The following is a 16,125-nucleotide window of genomic DNA, read 5'->3' as shown; positions in this document are numbered from 1 at the left end:
TGCGGGAAAGAGCGGCCGCGCCGGCTGAGCCGGCCGAGCTGGCCGCGCCAGCGGTGACGGCCGGCCCGACCGCCGCCGTCCCGGTCGCTGCCCCGGTCGCCGGTGACCTCGCGGCCACCGACGGGATCGTCCGGCGGGTGCCCGTCCCGGCGCTGCGCCCGGAGCCGGCGGCCTGCGTGCCGACCGGCATCACCCTGGCCGAGGGCACCCGCGTCGTCCTGCTGCCCGACCAGGGCGGCGTCGGGGACGCGCTGGCGACCCGGCTGACCCGGCTGGGCGTCGAGGTGCTGACCCTCGACCCGGACGACCCGGCCGCGGCGCTGGACGCGGCCCTGGCCGGCGGGCCCGTGCACGGCGTGTACTGGCTCGCCGCGCTCGACGACGAGGGCGGCCTCGACGGGCTGGACCTCGACGGCTGGCGCGCGGCGCTGGACCGGCGGGTCCGCGGGCTCTACCGCACCATGCGGCGGCTCTACGCCGACAGCCCGTTCCTGGTGACCGCGACCCGGCTGGGCGGCTACCACGGCTACGACGCGGCGGGCGCGACCTGCCCGCTGGGCGGGGCCGTGACCGGCTTCGCCAAGGCGTACCGCCGGGAGCGGCCGGACGCGCTGGTCAAGGCGGTCGACTTCGCGGCCGGCCGGAAGACCGCGGCCCCGGCGGACCGGCTGGTGGAGGAGACGCTGCGCGATCCCGGCTGCGTCGAGGTCGGGTACGCCGACGGCCGCCGCTGGGGAGTGGGGCTGGCCGAGCGGCCGTTCCCCGCCGCGGACACCGAGCTGGGCCCGGACCAGGTCTTCCTGGTCACCGGCGCGGCCGGCAGCATCGTCTCGGCGATCACGGCCGACCTCGCGGCCGCCTCACGCGGCACCTTCCACCTGCTCGACCTGACCCCGCGGCCCGACCCGGCCGATCCGGACCTGCGCCGCTACGCCGAGGACCGGGACGGGTTCAAGGCCGAGCTGGCGGACCGGTTCCGCGCCCGGGGCGAGCGGCCCACCCCGGTCCTGATCGACCGGGAACTGGCCCGCTACGAGCGGTCGCAGGCGGCGCTGGCCGCCGTGCAGGCGGTCGAACGGGCCGGCGGCACGGCCGTCTACCACAGCGTCGACCTGACCGATGCCGGCGCCGTCGAGAAGGCCGTCGCCGGTGTGCGGGACACCAGCGGCCGCATCGACGTGCTGCTGCACGCGGCCGGGGTGGAGATCAGCCATGCCCTGCCGGACAAGGAGCCGGGCGAGTTCGACCTGGTGCTCGCGGTGAAGGGCGACGGGCTGTTCAACGTGCTGCACGCGGCCCGCGACCTGCCGCTGGGCACGGTCGTCGCGTTCAGCTCGGTCGCCGGCCGGTTCGGCAACGTCGGCCAGACCGACTACAGCGCGGCCAACGACCTGCAGTGCAAGGTGCTGAGCAGCCTGCGGCGCAGCCGGCCCGGCGTACGGACCCTGGCGATCGACTGGACCGCCTGGGGCGACATCGGGATGGCCACCCGCGGCTCGATCCCTCAGCTCATGCAGCGCGCCGGGGTCGAGATGCTCCCGGCCGCGGCCGGCGTGGCCTGGATCCGGCGCGAGCTGACCTGCCGCACCGCCGACGGCGAGGTGGTCGTGGCCGGACAGCTCGGCGCGATGGCGGCCGGGTACCACGGGACCGGCGGGCTGGACCCGGCGAGCCTGCCGGCCGGCGGACCGGTCGCCACGCGGGCGGTCGGGCTGGATGTCCACGACGGCCTCGTGGTCGACACGACGCTGGACCCGGCGACCACGCCGTTCCTGAACGACCACCGCATCGACGGCATCCCGGTCCTGCCGGGGGTGATGGGCATCGAGGCGTTCGCCGAGGCGGCCCGCCTGCTCGTGCCGGGCTGGTCCGTGGTGGCCGTCGAGAACGTGGATTTCGCCGCGCCGGTGAAGTTCTACCGCGACGAGCCGCGCACGCTGCGCGTCACGGCGCTGCTGCGCCCGGACGGCGCCGACCTGCTGGCCGAGTGCCGGCTGTCCGCCGAACGCACCCTGCCCGGCAGCGGCCAGGTCCAGCGCACGACCCACTTCACCGGGTCGGTACGCCTCGCCGCGCAGCCGCCGTCGCTCGACCGGGACGACGGCGCGGTACGCCCGCAGCCGCCGGAGCTGAGCCCGGACGACGTCTACCGGCTGTACTTCCACGGCCCCGCCTACCAGGTCGTCGGCTCCGCCTGGCGGCACGGCGACGGCGTGGCGGCCCGCTTCGCCGACGGTCTGCCCGGCCAGGCCGACGCGCCGACCCTGAGTGGACCGCGCCTGGCCGAGCTGTGCTTCCAGACCGCCGGACTCTGGGAGGCCGGCCGGGAGGGGCGGCTGGCGCTGCCGGCGCACGTCGACGCGGTCCGGCTCGGCCCCGAACCGGCCGAGCGGGCCGGGCTGCTGGCCCTGGCCCGGCCGGACGGCCACGGCGGCTTCGACTGCCTGGTCCGCGACGACGACGGCGCCGTCGTGCTCCGGGTCGACGGCTACCGCACCGTGCGGCTGCCCGACGCGCTGCCGGAGGACGTCTGTGCCCCGTTCCGTGCCGCGATCGACGGTTGAGGAAGGACGGAGACCATGCCCCGCATCATTTCCCGGCTGGCGATCGCCAACCGCGGTGAGCCGGCGATCCGCGCGCTGACCGCCGTCCGGGAACTCAACCAGGACGGCGACCGGCCACCGATCACGACGGTCGTGCTGTACACCGAGCCGGACGCCGACGCCTGGTTCGTCCGTGAGGCCGACGAGGCGGTGTCGCTGGGCTCGGCGACCGCCGTCGACCCGGTCACCGGCGACCGCCGGTCCCGCTATCTCGACGAGCCGGCCGTGCTCGAGGCGCTGGTGCGGGCCCGCGTGGACGCGGTCTGGGTGGGCTGGGGGTTCCTCGCCGAGAGCGCCTCCTTCGCCCAGCGCTGCGAGCAGGCCGGGATCGCGTTCGTCGGCCCGGACAGCGCCACCATCCGGCTGCTCGGCGACAAGGTCGCCGCCAAGCGGATGGCCCAGCGGGCCGGCGTGCCGGTGGTGCCGTGGAGCGACGGACCGGTCGACGACCTGGCCCAGGCCGGCGCCCACGCCGAACGCATGGGCTACTCGCTGGTGCTCAAGGCGGCGGCCGGCGGCGGCGGGCGGGGCATCCGGCTGGTGCACGCGGCCACCGAGCTGGCCGCGGCGTTCGAGTCGGCCCGGGAGGAGGCGCGGTTCGCCTTCGGCGACCCGACGCTCTTCCTGGAGCGGCTGGTGCCGAGCGCCCGGCACGTCGAGGTCCAGGTGATCGCCGACGGGGCCGGCGCCACCTGGGCGGTCGGGGTGCGCGACTGCACCCTGCAACGCCGGCACCAGAAGGTGATCGAGGAGTCCGCGTCGACCGTGCTGGACGCCGCGGGCGAGCGCGCCATCCGCGACGCGGCGGTCCGGATGGTCGCCGCGGCCGGCTACCGCAACGCCGGCACCGTCGAGTTCCTCGTCGAGCCCGACACCGGGCGGTTCCAGTTCCTGGAGGTGAACACCCGGTTGCAGGTGGAGCATCCGGTGACCGAGGCGACCACCGGGCTGGACCTGGTCAAGCTCCAGCTGCACGTGGCCGGGGGCGGCCGGCTGACCGGCGGGCCGCCACCGGTGCGCGGCCACGCGATCGAGGCCCGGCTCTGCGCGGAGGACCCGGAGAACGACTTCGCGCCCGCGCCCGGCCGGCTCGTCCGGTTCAGCCTGCCCACCGGCGCCGGCATCCGCGTCGACTCCGGTTTCTGCGAGGGCGACCGGATCCCGCCGGACTTCGACTCGATGATCGCGAAGATCGTGGCCTGGGGGCAGGACCGTGAGGAGGCTCTGTCCCGGCTGCGGCGCGCCCTGGCCGACACCACCGTGGTGATCGACGGCGGCACGACCAACCGGTCCTTCCTGCTGGGCCTGCTGTCCCGGCCGGAGGTGAACGCCGGCCGGTTCGACAATCACTGGCTGGACCGGCTGACCGCCACCGGCGACCATCTGCCCGCCCCCGACCCGGTGGCGCTGCTGGTGGCCGCCGTGACCTCGTACGAGCTGGACCAGGCGGCCGAGCAGGCCGCGTTCCACGCCCGGGCCCGGCGCGGCGGCGCGGAGTCGGCCGCCGAGGTCGGGCACCGCTGCCGGCTGCGCTACCGCGGCCAGCAGTACGACCTGCGGGTGTACCGCACCGGCCGGCGCACCTACCGGATCACCTCCGCGGAGACGGGGGACGCCGACCTGACCGTGGAACGGCGCGACGGCTACCAGCGCCGGGTACGCGTCGGCGACCGGTCGTACCGCGTCGTCACGGTCGTCGAGGGCGCCACCATCCGGGTGGACGTCGCCGGCCGGTCCCACGTGGTCTCCCGCGACGACGGTGGCGTGGTGCGCAGCGCCGGCCCGGCGTTCGTGGTCTCCGTGCTGGTCGCCCCGGGCGACCACGTGACCGTGGGCCAGCCGCTCGCGGTGCTGGAGAGCATGAAGATGGAGTCGACGCTCACCGCGCCCCTGGAGGGCACGGTCGTCGCGCTCGAGACCGCCGAGAACGTGCAGGTCGACGCCGGGGCGCCGGTGATGCGCATCCGGCCGGCCGGCACGCCGGCGGCCACCACGGGGGAGCGGCTGGCCTTCGCCGGGCTGGTCGCCGGCCCGGCGCCGGGCACCCCGCCGTGTGAGCGGGTGTACGCGGCGCTGCGCGGCTACCTGCTCGGCTACGACCTCGACCCGGCCTCCGTCAGGGCCATGGCCACACGGCAGCGCCGCCTCGGCGAGACCGCCCCGCCGGCCGATCCCGGCCTGCTGGCCTGCGAGAACAGCCTGCTGGACCTGTACGCCGACGTCGGCTCGCTGTACCGCCCGCGCGGCCCGGCCGACCCGGACGACGCCGCGGTGGACGGCAGCGCCCAGGAGTACCTGCTGTCTTACCTGCAGTGGCTGGACGCCGACCGGGCGGGGCTGCCCGACGAGTACCGCCGCCGGCTGGAACGGGCGCTGCTGCGCTACGACGTGTCCGGCCTGGAGCGCACCCCGGAGCTGGAGGAGGCGGTCCTGTGGATGTTCCGCTCGTTCCGCCGGGTCGGCGAGCTGGCCCCGGTGATCGCGAACATCCTGCAACGGCGGCTGCGGCACCACGGCGAGCTGGCCGGGCTGACTGACGCCGAGACGCGCGTCCGTCTGGACCGGCTCGCCGCCGCGACGCAGGGACACCACCGGTTGATCGCCGACCTGGCCCGCGACGTGCGCTACCACTACCTCGACGAGCCGCTGCTGGACGCCGTCGTCGCCGAGGAGTACGCCCGGGTGGAGAGCGACCTGGACGCGCTCGGCGCCGGCCCGCCGGCCGAGCGGGCCGACTGCATCGACCGGCTCGTGGGCTGCCCGCAACCGCTGCGCGGCACGCTGCTGCGCCGCTGGCGCGACACCGCCGATCCGGCCGTGCGCCGGCTCCTGCTCGAGGTCTACACCCGCCGCTTCTACCGCATCCGTACGCTGTCCGGCCTGCGGGTCACCGAGCTGGACGGCTGGCCGCTGGGCAGCGCGGACTACGACGTGGACGACGAGAAGGTCCACCTGGTGACGGCGTACGCGCCGCTGACCGAGCTGCCCCGGCTGGCCCACGCGGTGGCCGCGCACCTGGGCACGGCCGGCGCGGGCCGCGAGGTGGTGGTCGACGTGGCCACCTGGCGGTCCGGTCCGCCGGTGGACGTCGACGACCTGCTGGCCGAGCTCGGCAAGCTGCTGCCGGACTGCGACTTCGGCCGCCCGCTGCGGCGCCTCGACGTGACCGTGACCACGGTCGACGGCCCGGCGCCGGAGCGGTTCCGCACCCACCACCTCACGTACCGCCAGCAGGACGGCGAGTTCGTCGAGGACCGGCTCTACCGCAACCTGCACCCGATGCTGGCCAAGCGGCTGGACCTGTGGCGGCTGGGCAACTTCCGGCTGGAACGGCTGCGGTCGGCCGAGGACGTGTACCTGTTCCACGGCATCGCCCACGACAATCCCAAGGACCACCGGCTGTTCGCCCTGGCCGAGGTGCGCGACCTGCGGCCCACCCGGGACGCGGAGGGCACCCTGCGGTACCCGAGCCTGGAGCTGATGGGGCTGCGGGCGCTGGCCGGCATCCGCGAGGCGCTCACCGCGTTCCCGGCGGCCGACCCGCCCGCGGCCAACCGGATCGTGCTCTACGTCCGGCCGCCCTGGGACCTCACGCCGGACGCGTGGACCGAGCTGGCCCGCTCGCTGGCGCCGCTGGCCGCCGGCGCGGGCCTGGAGAAGGTGGTGCTGCGGGTGCGCCGGCCCGACGGCCGCGACACCGTGCTGCACGTGGAGGGGCTGGGCACGGGGGTGACCGTGCGCGAGCGGCCGCCGGGTCAGGAGCCGATCCGGCCGCTGACGCCGTACCGGCAGAAGTTGTTGCGGGCCCGGCGGTTCGGGGCGCCCTACCCGTACGAGATCGTGCGGCTGCTCACCCCGCCGCCCGGCGCCGTCGCCCGGTTCCCGGTCGGCCGGTTCACCGAGTACGACCTGGACGAGCGCGGCGAGCTGGCCGAGGTGTCCCGGCCGTACGGCCTGAACACCGCCAACATCGTGGTCGGGGTGCTGAGCAACGACACCGTGACGGTGCCCGAGGGGATGGCCCGGGTGGCGCTGTTCGGCGACCCGACCCGCGGGCTGGGCAACCTCGCCGAACCGGAGTGCCGGCGGGTGATCGCCGCGCTGGACCTGGCCGAGCGGCTGCGCCTGCCGGTGGAGTGGTTCGCCCTGTCGTCCGGCGCCCGGATCGCGATGGACAGCGGCACCGAGAACATGGACTGGATCGCCGCGGTGCTGCGCCGGCTGATCGAGTTCACCCAGGGCGGCGCGGAGGTCAATGTCATCGTCACCGGCATCAACGTGGGCGCGCAGCCGTACTGGAACGCCGAGGCGACGATGCTCATGCACACCCGCGGCATCCTGGTGATGACCCCGGCGAGCGCGATGGTGCTGACCGGCAAGCAGGCGCTGGACTTCTCCGGCGGGGTGTCGGCCGAGGACAACTTCGGCATCGGCGGCTTCGACCGCATCATGGGGCCCAACGGCCAGGCGCAGTACTGGGCGGCCGACCTGGGCGACGCCTGCGACATCCTGCTGCGCCACTACGAGCACACGTACGTCGTGCCCGGCGAGGCGTACCCGCGCCGGCACCCCACCGCCGACCCGGCCGACCGCGACGTCCGGACGGCGCCGCACGCCGCCGTGGCCGGCACGGACCTGACGACGGTCGGCGACGTGTTCTCGGCCGAGCGCAACGGCGACCGCAAGAAGCCGTTCGACATGCGCTCGGTGATGCGGGCCGTCACCGACACCGACGCGGCGCCGCTGGAGCGCTGGGCGTACTGGCGCGGCGCGGAGATCGCGGTCGTCTGGGACGCCCGGATCGGCGGCATCCCGGTCTGCCTGCTCGGGGTGGAGTCGCACACGCTGACCCGGCGCGGGTTCGTGCCGGCCGGCGGGCCGTCGGCGTGGACGTCCGGCACCCTGTTCCCGCAGTCGTCGCGCAAGCTGGCCCGGGCGGTGAACGCCGCCAGCGGCAACCGGCCGCTGGTGGTGCTGGCCAACCTGTCCGGCTTCGACGGCTCGCCGGAGTCGATGCGGCGCTGGCAGCTGGAGTACGGCGCGGAGATCGGCCGGGCGATGACCAACTTCCGCGGCCCGATCGTCTTCGTGGTGGTCTCCCGCTACCACGGCGGGGCGTTCGTGGTGTTCTCCAAGGCGCTCAACGAGCGGCTGGAGATGGTGGCCGTCGAGGGCTCGTTCGCCTCGGTGATCGGTGGCGCGCCGGCCGCGGCCACCGTCTTCGCCCGGGAGGTCACGGCCCGCACGGAACGGGACCCGCGGGTCCGCGAGGCCGCCGAGCAGCTGCGCGCCGCCGCCGATCCGGCCGCCGGGCCGCTGCGGGCCCGGCTGGCCGAGGTCAGCGCGACCGTACGGTCGGCCAAGCTGGGCGAGGTGGCCGACGAGTTCGACCGGATCCACACGGTGCAGCGGGCGATGGCGGTCGGCTCGGTGGACCGGATCATCAGCGCCGAGCGGCTGCGGCCGGACCTGGTGGCCGCGCTGGAGCGGGGGATGGCGGCCTCACCGGGGTGACGGACGCTCGAGCCAGGAGTGCCGGGGCGCCGCGGCGGCCAGGACGCCGGGCGGGTCGAGAGCGACCGGCGGCGGCCCCGGCGCCGCGGTGGCCACGGTGAGCAGGAACGCGCCCTCCCGGCGCCACCAGCCCGACAGGGGCGGGCCCTCGGCGTCGCGGACGGCCAGCGTCCCCCACCCGTCGGGCCCGGGCGCGGCGGCGGTCACCTCCACGCTGCGGGTGTCGCGCCGCAGCCCGGTCCCGAGCAGCTTGAGGGCGCTCTCCTTGGCCGACCAGATCAGGTTGGCGGCGGCGGCCCGGTCGTCGCCGGGCGTACGGGCGGCGACGAAGCGCTGCTCGGCCGGGGTCAGGAAGTCCCGCACGAAGGCGGGACTGCGCGGCTCGACCAGCTCCAGGTCGCAGCCGACCCGCCGGCCGGTGACGCAGACGGCCCATCCGGCCCGGTCGGTGACCGACACGTCGAACCCGGCCGGGTCGCCGTCGAGCAGGACGTACGGCGCCCCGCCGGGCGTGTTGGGGACCTCGATGCGGGCCAGCGCCGCAACCTCAACGGGCCGTCCGGTGAGCGCGGCCGCCGTGTGCTTGACGGCCAGCCGGCGCAGCAGGTATTCGGTGCGCCGCTTGGGACGGACCAGCGCGGCGGCGCGGGCGGCCTCGCCGGGGGACAGCCACCGCGTGCCGGCGGGCAGGGCGTCCTCGCCCCGGACCAGCCAGCGCGGCGCCGCCGGCCGCTCCGTCACCGCGCCGGCCCGGCCGGCGCATCCCCGGGCGGGGCGGGCGCGGGCGGCCCGGCCAGCCAGGCGCACACCTGGTCGTGCACCTCCGGGTGGTTCAGCAGGTCGAAGTGGTGCAGGCCGCCGAGGTGGCGGCCGTTGCCCGAGTCGAAGGGCACGCTCCGCCGCTCGCCGAGGCCGGCGGCGCTGCGGTACGGCACGAACAGGTCACCGAGGACGGTGGCCAGCGGCCCGTCGTGCCTCCGGGCGAGGGTGGCGCCGATGAAGTGGTGGGCCGCGTCCGGCAGGAACGGCACGTCGGTGCAGAGGTCGCGGGGCAGCTCGCCGGGGTCGACGTCGCGCCAGTCCTCCTCCACCAGCGCGCCGTAGTTGAGGTCGTGCACCCCCGCGCTGCGCCCCCCGATGAGCCGGGCGACGGGCCGGCTCTCCGGGAACCGGGCCAGCAGCCAGGCCGCGGTGTGCACCCCTCGGGCCAGCGGCGCGCCCAGGTGCGGAGTGCCCAGGAAGATCGCGTGCCGGACCGCCGGCACCCACCGGTGTCCGGCCGCCGCGCCCTGCCGGCCGGCGCTGCGGATCACCAGGCCGCCCATCGAGTGTCCGATCAGGGCGATCCGCTCCACCGCGGCCGGCCAGTGCGCGACCAGCTCCTCGAGCAGCGCGGCCAGCCGCAGCCCGTTGTCGGACACGTGCAGGCCGGTGTTGTAGCGCAGGTGGACCGGGGTGTACCCGTGGTCGCGCCGCAGCCGCGCACCGAGCGTCATCTCGGGCGTCCCGTGGTGCCGCCGGGCGGCCAGGGACCAGTAGTCCTCGGTCTCGCACAGGCCGTGGACGAACACCGCGATCCGCGGGCCCGCCGCCGGGAACGCCGCCCGCAGCGCCTCGCCGGTCAGCGCGACGTCCTCGCCGTGCGACCGGACCGCCATCGGGGTCGCCAGCTCCGGGTGCCGGCCGCTGAGGGTGTCGCCCCACAGGCCGTTGAGCACGGCGAGGGCGAACCGGCCGGCCCGGCTGCCGGACAGCGGGGGCCGCTCGGGACGCCACCCCTCGCCGACGGCGACGCCGATAAGCCGGGGCACCAGGGCGTGGGCGCCGGCGACGGTCGCGTACACCCCGCCCGCGATCAGGCCGTGCGCCGCGCGGATCGGCTGTGCGGCCGGTCCGCCCGCGGCGAACGCCCGGTCGGCGATCGCCCGGTGGGTGTCCCGGACCACGCCGACCACGCCGGCCAGGGCGTCGCCGACCACCCGTCCGGCCGCCCTGATCTCCGCTTCGCCGCTCATCGCCAGCTCCCGTCCCGGTGAGGGTCCACCGACAGCGTGCGGCGTACCGGCCCCGGGGACAAGGGCCGGCCGGGGCCGATCAGGCGCCCGCGACGTCCGGGGCCAGCGCCAGCACCTCCTTGAGGCCCTCACGTACGCACTCCACCAGCACCTGCGGGTCGGACACGACGGATCCGTCGATGGTCAGGCCCAGGCCGCAGGTGCCGGCCTGCGACACCATCGCCGCCATCACCGCGGCGCCGGGCAACGGCCCGAACGGGTACGCCCGTTCCACCTTCGCGCCGGCCAGGTAGGTCTCGCCGGGCGCGCCCGGGAAGGTCGACGCGGACAGGTCGGCCGCCGTCGGGAGCCGGCCGACCGCGGCGCGTACCGCGGACGGGACCCGGTTCAGCACCGGCACCACCACCGACAGGCCGTCCAGGGCCGGCTCCACCCGCAGCGTCAGCCCGATGCCGCGGAGCGTGGCGATCCTTTCCTCGGGGTCGGCCAGGCCGACCGGCGCGGCGAAGGTCGCCCCGGCCCACTCGTGGCCGCCCATCGGGTCGTCCGACTTGTGCAGGCTGACCGGCATCGTCATCGACATCTCGGCCAGCTCGGCGCCGTGCCGCTCGTGGTAGCGGCGCATCCCGCCGAGCAGCGCGGCGGCGAAGGCGTCGTTGAGCGACCCGCCGGCCGCCTCGGCCGCCGCCCGCAGGTCGGCCAGGGGGCATTCCAGGACGCCGAACCGCCACGCCTTGCCGGTCCGGCCGCGGAACAGCGGCGAGCCGGGCACCGACCACGGCGCCGTGGTCCGGCGCAGCGAGCCGGCGAACCGCAGCGCGCTCGCGGCCGCGGACTCCGGATGGGCCAGGACCCGGGCGCCCGCGGCGAGCAGCCGGCCGGCCGCCGACGGCAGGGTCAGCACCTGCTCGGTGACCTCCTCGACGGCCAGCCACCGCGGGTCGGGCCGGGGCTCGGACGGCCGCGGCGGGGCCACCGGCTTGTCGTGGGTGTGCTCCCGGTGCCGGCTCTGGATCAGCGACACCAGCCGTACGCCGCCCGGGCCGTCGGTGAGCGAGTGGTGCAGCTTGAGGAAGTACGCCGCCCGGCCGTCCGGCAGTCCCTCGATGAGCGTGCCCTCCCACAGCGGGCGCGTACGGTCGAACGGCGTCATCGCCGCGGCCTGGGCGAACGCCAGCACCTGGGCCATCCCGCCCGGCCCCGGCAGGCTCACCCGGCGCAGGTGGTAGTCCAGGTCGAAGGCGGGGTCGGTGACCCAGGCCGGCGGCCCGACCGGCACGGCGGGCTCCAGCACCCGCTTGCGGGTGCGCGGCACCAGCCGGGTCACCCAGTCGTGGGCGGCGCGCAACCGGTCCCAGTCCGGCGCCGTGTCGAGCATCATCAGCACCGAGATGGTCGCCGACCGCCGCGGGTGCCGCTCGCTGCGCCACATCAGGGCCTCGACCTCGGTCATCCGGTCCCCTGTGCCCCAGGCGCCGGCCAGCGCCCACGCCTGCGCGTTGGCCTCGGCCGGGTCCACCGCCGGCCGGTCCGGGCTGCTCGTGCTCACCATGCCTCCCCGTCCACCTCGTGACCGGGGGTGACGCGCAGCAGGCCGCGATAGGTCTCCTCGACCGGCTGCCGGTGGTTGAGCACCGCGTCGACCTCCCGGGCTATCGGCATCTCGATGCCCCGCTCGGCGGCGAGCCGGATCACCGCCGTCGTGGTCGCGACGCCCTCGGCCACCTGATGCATCGACGCCAGGATCTCCTCGAGCGGCTTGCCCCGGCCGAGCTCGAAACCCACGCGCCGGTTGCGGCTGTGCGGGCTGATGCAGGTGACGACCAGGTCGCCCATGCCGGCGAGGCCGGCCAGCGTCTCCGCCCGCCCGCCCATCGCCACCCCCAGCCGGGTCAGCTCGTGCAACGACCGGGTGATCACCATCGCCCGGGTGTTGTCGCCGGCGCCCAGCCCGTCGCCGAAGCCGACGGCGATCGCGAACACGTTCTTCAACGCGCCGGCGATCTCCACGCCGACCACGTCCTCGCTGGTGTAGACCCGGTACCGCGAGGTGTGCACCAGGCTCTGCAGGGACTGCGCGGTGCGGTGGTCGGGCATGGCCAGCGTCGCCGCGGCCGAGTAGCCCTGCACCACCTCGTGGGCGATGTTGGGACCGGACAGCACGCCGGCCGGGTGCCCGGGCAGCACCTCGCCGATCACCTCGGTCATCCGCTTGCGCGTGCCCCGCTCCAGGCCCTTGACGAGGCTCACCACCGGGATGAAGGGGCGGACGTGCGCGACCGTCTGCTCCAGCACGCCCCGCAGGTACTGCGACGGCACCCCGGCCACCAGCACGTCGGCGTCCCCGACGGCCTCGGCCAGGTCCGCGGTCGCGCGCAGCCCGGCGGTCAGGTCGAAGCCGGCCAGGTAGCGCGGGTTGCGGTGGTTCTCGTTGATCGCCTTGGCGATGTCCGGGTCCCGCACCCACAGCAGGGTCTGCGTCTTGCGGGCGGTGATGGAGGCCACCGTCGTGCCCCAGGTGCCGCCGCCGAGCACGGTGACCTTCGGCTTGCGGGCGCTCATCGCGTGGTCACCTCCCGCGGCCAGTCCGCCAGGGTGTCCGTGACCCGCCGGCGTACCTCGGCGACCCGGTCGTCCAGCTCGTCGGCCGTCCAGCCGGCGGTCTCGACCGGCTCCAGCACCGCCACGTCGACCGTGCCGGGGTTGACCACCATCGAGCGCCGCCAGGCCAGCTCGCCGGTGTTGCGCAGCACGATCGGCACGATCGGCACGCCGGCCTGCCGGGCGATGTGGAACGCGCCCTTCTTGAACCGGCCCAGGCTCGGCGTCGGCATCCGGGTGCCCTCGGGCAGGATGAGGATGGAGATGCCGGCCCGCAGCTTGGCCACGGCCCCGTCCAGGGCGTGCTTGGCCTTGGTCAGGTCGCTCCGGTCGATCCAGGCCGGGTCCAGCACCGCGCCGATGACCATCATCCGCGGGTCGAGGCGGGCCTCCTTCTTGGCCACGGCGGTGAAGTCACGCCGCAGCAGCGCGCCCAGCACCAGGACGTCCAGGGCGCTCTGGTGGTTGGCCACGAACACCGCGGGCCGGGCCTTCCAGAGGTTCTCCTCGCCCACCACGTTGAGCCGGACGCCGGCCAGGCCCAGCCCGACCTGGGTGGACAGCCCGATGCCGGTGTTGACGCCCCGCCGGCGGTCACCGATCAGCCAGCCGTAGGCCACCCCGGCGGCCAGGCCCAGGTTGGTGCCGACCACGCCGCCGACGGTGCCGGCGTACGCGCGCAGCCCCGGCGACCTCGGCTCGCGCAGCATCAGCACCGGCCAGTCGTACTCCCGGGCGGCCCGGTGCAGCAGGGGATGCGGATTCGACGGGTACGGCCGGCCGACCGAACCGAGGAACGCGATGTCCTCCGGCCCGTTGGCGTAGCCGTAGCTGCGCTTGAGGTCGATCCCGCGGTCGCGGGCGAACGCCCGTACCGCGGCGGCCTTGCGCTCGCCCCACAGCATGCCGGTGCTGCTGTGCCCGGTGAGGACGCCGTCCTCGGCCTCCAGCTCCGTGCACACGAGATGGGTGATGCCCAGGTCGCGCGCCACCGGCTCGATCTGCACCCGGGTGGCCGAGGACGCCACCACGACGGTGTGCCCGCGGCGCAGGTGGGCCCGGACGACGTCGCGGACCTCCGGCCGGATGGTCCCGGCGATCCTCTGCACGAACAGCCGTTCGCCGATCTCGGCCACCGAGTCCACGGTCCGGCCCCGCAGCGCGGCGAAGCTGATGTCGCCGATGGTCAGCGGGTTGCCGCCCAGCACGGTGCCGTCCAGCCCGGCCACGATGAGGCGGGCCAGCTCCAGCGCGCCGATCTCGCCCTTGCTGATCCGGTCGCGCAGGACGGCGCCGGCGGTGTAGCCGCGTACCAGCGTGCCGTCGAAGTCGAAGAACGCGCCGATCTCCGGCCCCGCGGGTCCGGTGCGGATCGCCTCGACGACCTCGGCGGCGGTGACGGTCATGGCCGGTCCCGGCGGGCCGACTGCGCGATCACGGCGACCAGGCTCACCGTCCCGCGCATCTCGTCGAGGAAGTCGGCGCGGCGCTTGGCCGTGTCGGGTCCGCGGAACACGACCAGGTCACGGTGCTCGGCCAGGCGCAGGGCCGGCTTGAACAGCTCCAGCGACACCGACTCCTCGCTGGCCAGGCGCTTCTGCAGGGCCCACTGCCGGCCCACCCGCAGGCACTCGTCGAGGAAGCGGGCCTCGTCGAACGGCTCGTCGTCGTCCTCCCAGGCGGCCAGCCGGTCGGCCACGACGTGGTAGGCGTCCAGGAACGGCCGCAGCACCAGGTGGGCGACCAGGGGCTCGGTGTCGGTCAGCCACCGCCGGGCGTCGTCCGGGGTGAACTCGTGCCACCCGTCGGCCTGCCCCGGGTCGGCGATCGCGAGCTCGGCGGCCATCTCGTCGGCGAACTCGCGGCGCGGCGGGAAGAAGAAGTCGAACTTGAGCAGCTCGCGCAGGCGCAGGGTCTCCCGGGTCGCGGTCTGCAGCGCGTTCTCGCCGCCGGCCATCGCCGCCGCCAGGGCCAGCTCGCCGATCGCCCGGTCCACCAGCACGTGCACGGCGGTGTTGCGGTAGAAGGCGGCGACCAGGTGCTGGCCCGGGCCGATCCGCCAGACCGCGTCGGTGCCGCCGTCGTAGCTGGCCAGCACCCCGGACCGGACCAGGTCGTCCAGCGTCCGGCGGATGGTGGCCCGGTCGGTCAGGTCGGCCGCGCCGGCCACCGGCCGGCCCCGCCGCCTGATGTACCGCGCGAGCGGCGCGACGGTGGCCAGCACCTCGTCCAGGGTCAGGGCGCGGTCGGCCCCGAGCAGCGCCAGGCACACCACCGCCGTCGTCGTCACCGGGGTGGCGCGGTTGATCCGGTGACAGGTCTCCAGGGCGATCCGCTCCACCACGCGCGGGCCGACCCGCTCGTCGGCGCGCAGCTCGGCGAGCCGGTCACGCAGCGGGATCGGCTCACCGAACTGCAGGTAGACCCGGCCGAACCGTTCGCGCTGGGACCGCCCGAAGTTCCACAGCCAGCGCAGGTCCTCCGGGCGCTTGCTGTCGCCGCGCGCCTCGGCGGTCATCATCGCGACCTCGTGCAGCTGCTCGTAGACGATCGACACCGGGACGATCAGCGCCTGGGCGCGGGTCTCCTCGTCCAGCGCGTCGATCATGTAGCGCAGCACGCCGTACGTCGGCGGGCGCAGCTTGCCGGTGCGCGTCCGGCCGCCCTCGATGGACCAGGAGAGGTTGCGCCGGTTGCGGATCATCTGGGCCACGTACGCCCGCAGCACCAGCCGGTACACCGGGATGTCGGCGGTGGAGCGCCGCACGTAGACGAACCCCGAGCGGCGCAGCAGGTGGTTGAACGGGAACACGTCGAGGTTGGCCCCGGCCAGCACGAAGGCCGGCGTGATGCCGTTCTGGGACACCGCGGCCGGCACCGTGACACCGTCCAGGTAGGACCGGTGCGAGAACGGGAACAGCAGCGACTGTTTGCGGTCGAGCGCGCGCAGCTGGCGGGTCTGCTCGGGGTCGACGACCAGGTCGTGGGCGCGGGACAGCCACCGGCTGAACCGGGCCCAGTCCCGCGGCGCGCGCCCGGTGTGCGTGGCCCCCATCTCGCGCAGGTGGCCGGCGGCCTCGGCGCGCACCTCCCGCGGGTCGCGGCCGAGCGAGTGGGCGAGGTCGGTGAGCCGCTCGGCCAGGCCGGCGTCGCCGAGCAGCTGCGCGACCTCCGGGGTGTCGGTCGGCAGCGGGCTCGCCGGCTCCTGGAGGACGCCGGCCCGCTGCAGGGTCCGGACCCCGGCGCGGTCCAGCGAGCGCAGGATCGTGGGATGGTCGGTGAGGTTCGGGTTCATCGCGACCTCGCAGGTGGGCGCCTCGGTTGCCTCCAGTCTTGGGCGACACCGCGGCCGGCTCAACCGCCGAACGGCACCGATGGGCTCGACCTGCGGC

Annotated in this window: 8 protein-coding genes; 2 read left to right on the top strand and 6 right to left on the bottom strand. The window is 75.6% G+C overall.

Annotation, left to right across the window (positions count from 1 at the left end):
• Positions 1 to 2,564, top strand: a 2,564-nt coding sequence (locus Ani05nite_RS36220) for an SDR family NAD(P)-dependent oxidoreductase (RefSeq protein WP_203775964.1), incomplete at its 5' end; no start/stop codon positions are given.
• A gap of 15 nt (positions 2,565 to 2,579) precedes the next feature.
• Positions 2,580 to 8,117 (top strand): ATP-binding protein, encoded by a 5,538-nt coding sequence (locus Ani05nite_RS36215; RefSeq protein ID WP_239130989.1) that lies wholly within the window; start codon positions 2,580 to 2,582, stop codon positions 8,115 to 8,117.
• Here the strand turns inward: Ani05nite_RS36215 and Ani05nite_RS36210 are convergent.
• The 6 genes from Ani05nite_RS36210 to Ani05nite_RS36185 form a co-directional block, all read right to left on the bottom strand.
• Positions 8,106 to 8,858, bottom strand: a complete 753-nt coding sequence (locus Ani05nite_RS36210; RefSeq protein ID WP_203775963.1) for a 4'-phosphopantetheinyl transferase family protein — start codon at positions 8,856 to 8,858, stop codon at positions 8,106 to 8,108. The genes Ani05nite_RS36215 and Ani05nite_RS36210 overlap by 12 nt on opposite strands.
• The gene (locus Ani05nite_RS36205; RefSeq protein ID WP_203775962.1) at positions 8,855 to 10,132 is read right to left on the bottom strand and encodes an esterase/lipase family protein; all 1,278 of its coding nucleotides are present in this window, start codon (positions 10,130 to 10,132) and stop codon (positions 8,855 to 8,857) included. Before Ani05nite_RS36205 ends, Ani05nite_RS36210 begins: the two co-directional genes overlap by 4 nt.
• Positions 10,133 to 10,211: 79 nt before the next feature.
• The gene (locus Ani05nite_RS36200; protein ID WP_203775961.1) at positions 10,212 to 11,681 is read right to left on the bottom strand and encodes a wax ester/triacylglycerol synthase domain-containing protein; all 1,470 of its coding nucleotides are present in this window, start codon (positions 11,679 to 11,681) and stop codon (positions 10,212 to 10,214) included.
• Positions 11,678 to 12,694 carry an NAD(P)H-dependent glycerol-3-phosphate dehydrogenase gene (locus tag Ani05nite_RS36195; RefSeq protein WP_203775960.1) on the bottom strand — a complete coding sequence of 339 codons (1,017 nt, stop codon included), beginning with the start codon at positions 12,692 to 12,694 and terminating at the stop codon, positions 11,678 to 11,680. The genes Ani05nite_RS36200 and Ani05nite_RS36195 overlap by 4 nt, the downstream gene beginning before the upstream one ends.
• The gene (locus tag Ani05nite_RS36190; protein WP_203775959.1) at positions 12,691 to 14,139 is read right to left on the bottom strand and encodes an HAD-IB family hydrolase; all 1,449 of its coding nucleotides are present in this window, start codon (positions 14,137 to 14,139) and stop codon (positions 12,691 to 12,693) included. The genes Ani05nite_RS36195 and Ani05nite_RS36190 overlap by 4 nt, the downstream gene beginning before the upstream one ends.
• Positions 14,136 to 16,028 (bottom strand): lysophospholipid acyltransferase, encoded by a 1,893-nt coding sequence (locus Ani05nite_RS36185; protein WP_203775957.1) that lies wholly within the window; start codon positions 16,026 to 16,028, stop codon positions 14,136 to 14,138. Before Ani05nite_RS36185 ends, Ani05nite_RS36190 begins: the two co-directional genes overlap by 4 nt.
• Positions 16,029 to 16,125: the final 97 nt, after the last annotated feature.

The sequence above is a fragment of the Actinoplanes nipponensis genome (assembly GCF_016862275.1).
Classification (GTDB): Bacteria; Actinomycetota; Actinomycetes; order Mycobacteriales; family Micromonosporaceae; genus Actinoplanes; species Actinoplanes nipponensis.
This window is presented reverse-complemented; position numbering and strand designations above follow the sequence as displayed.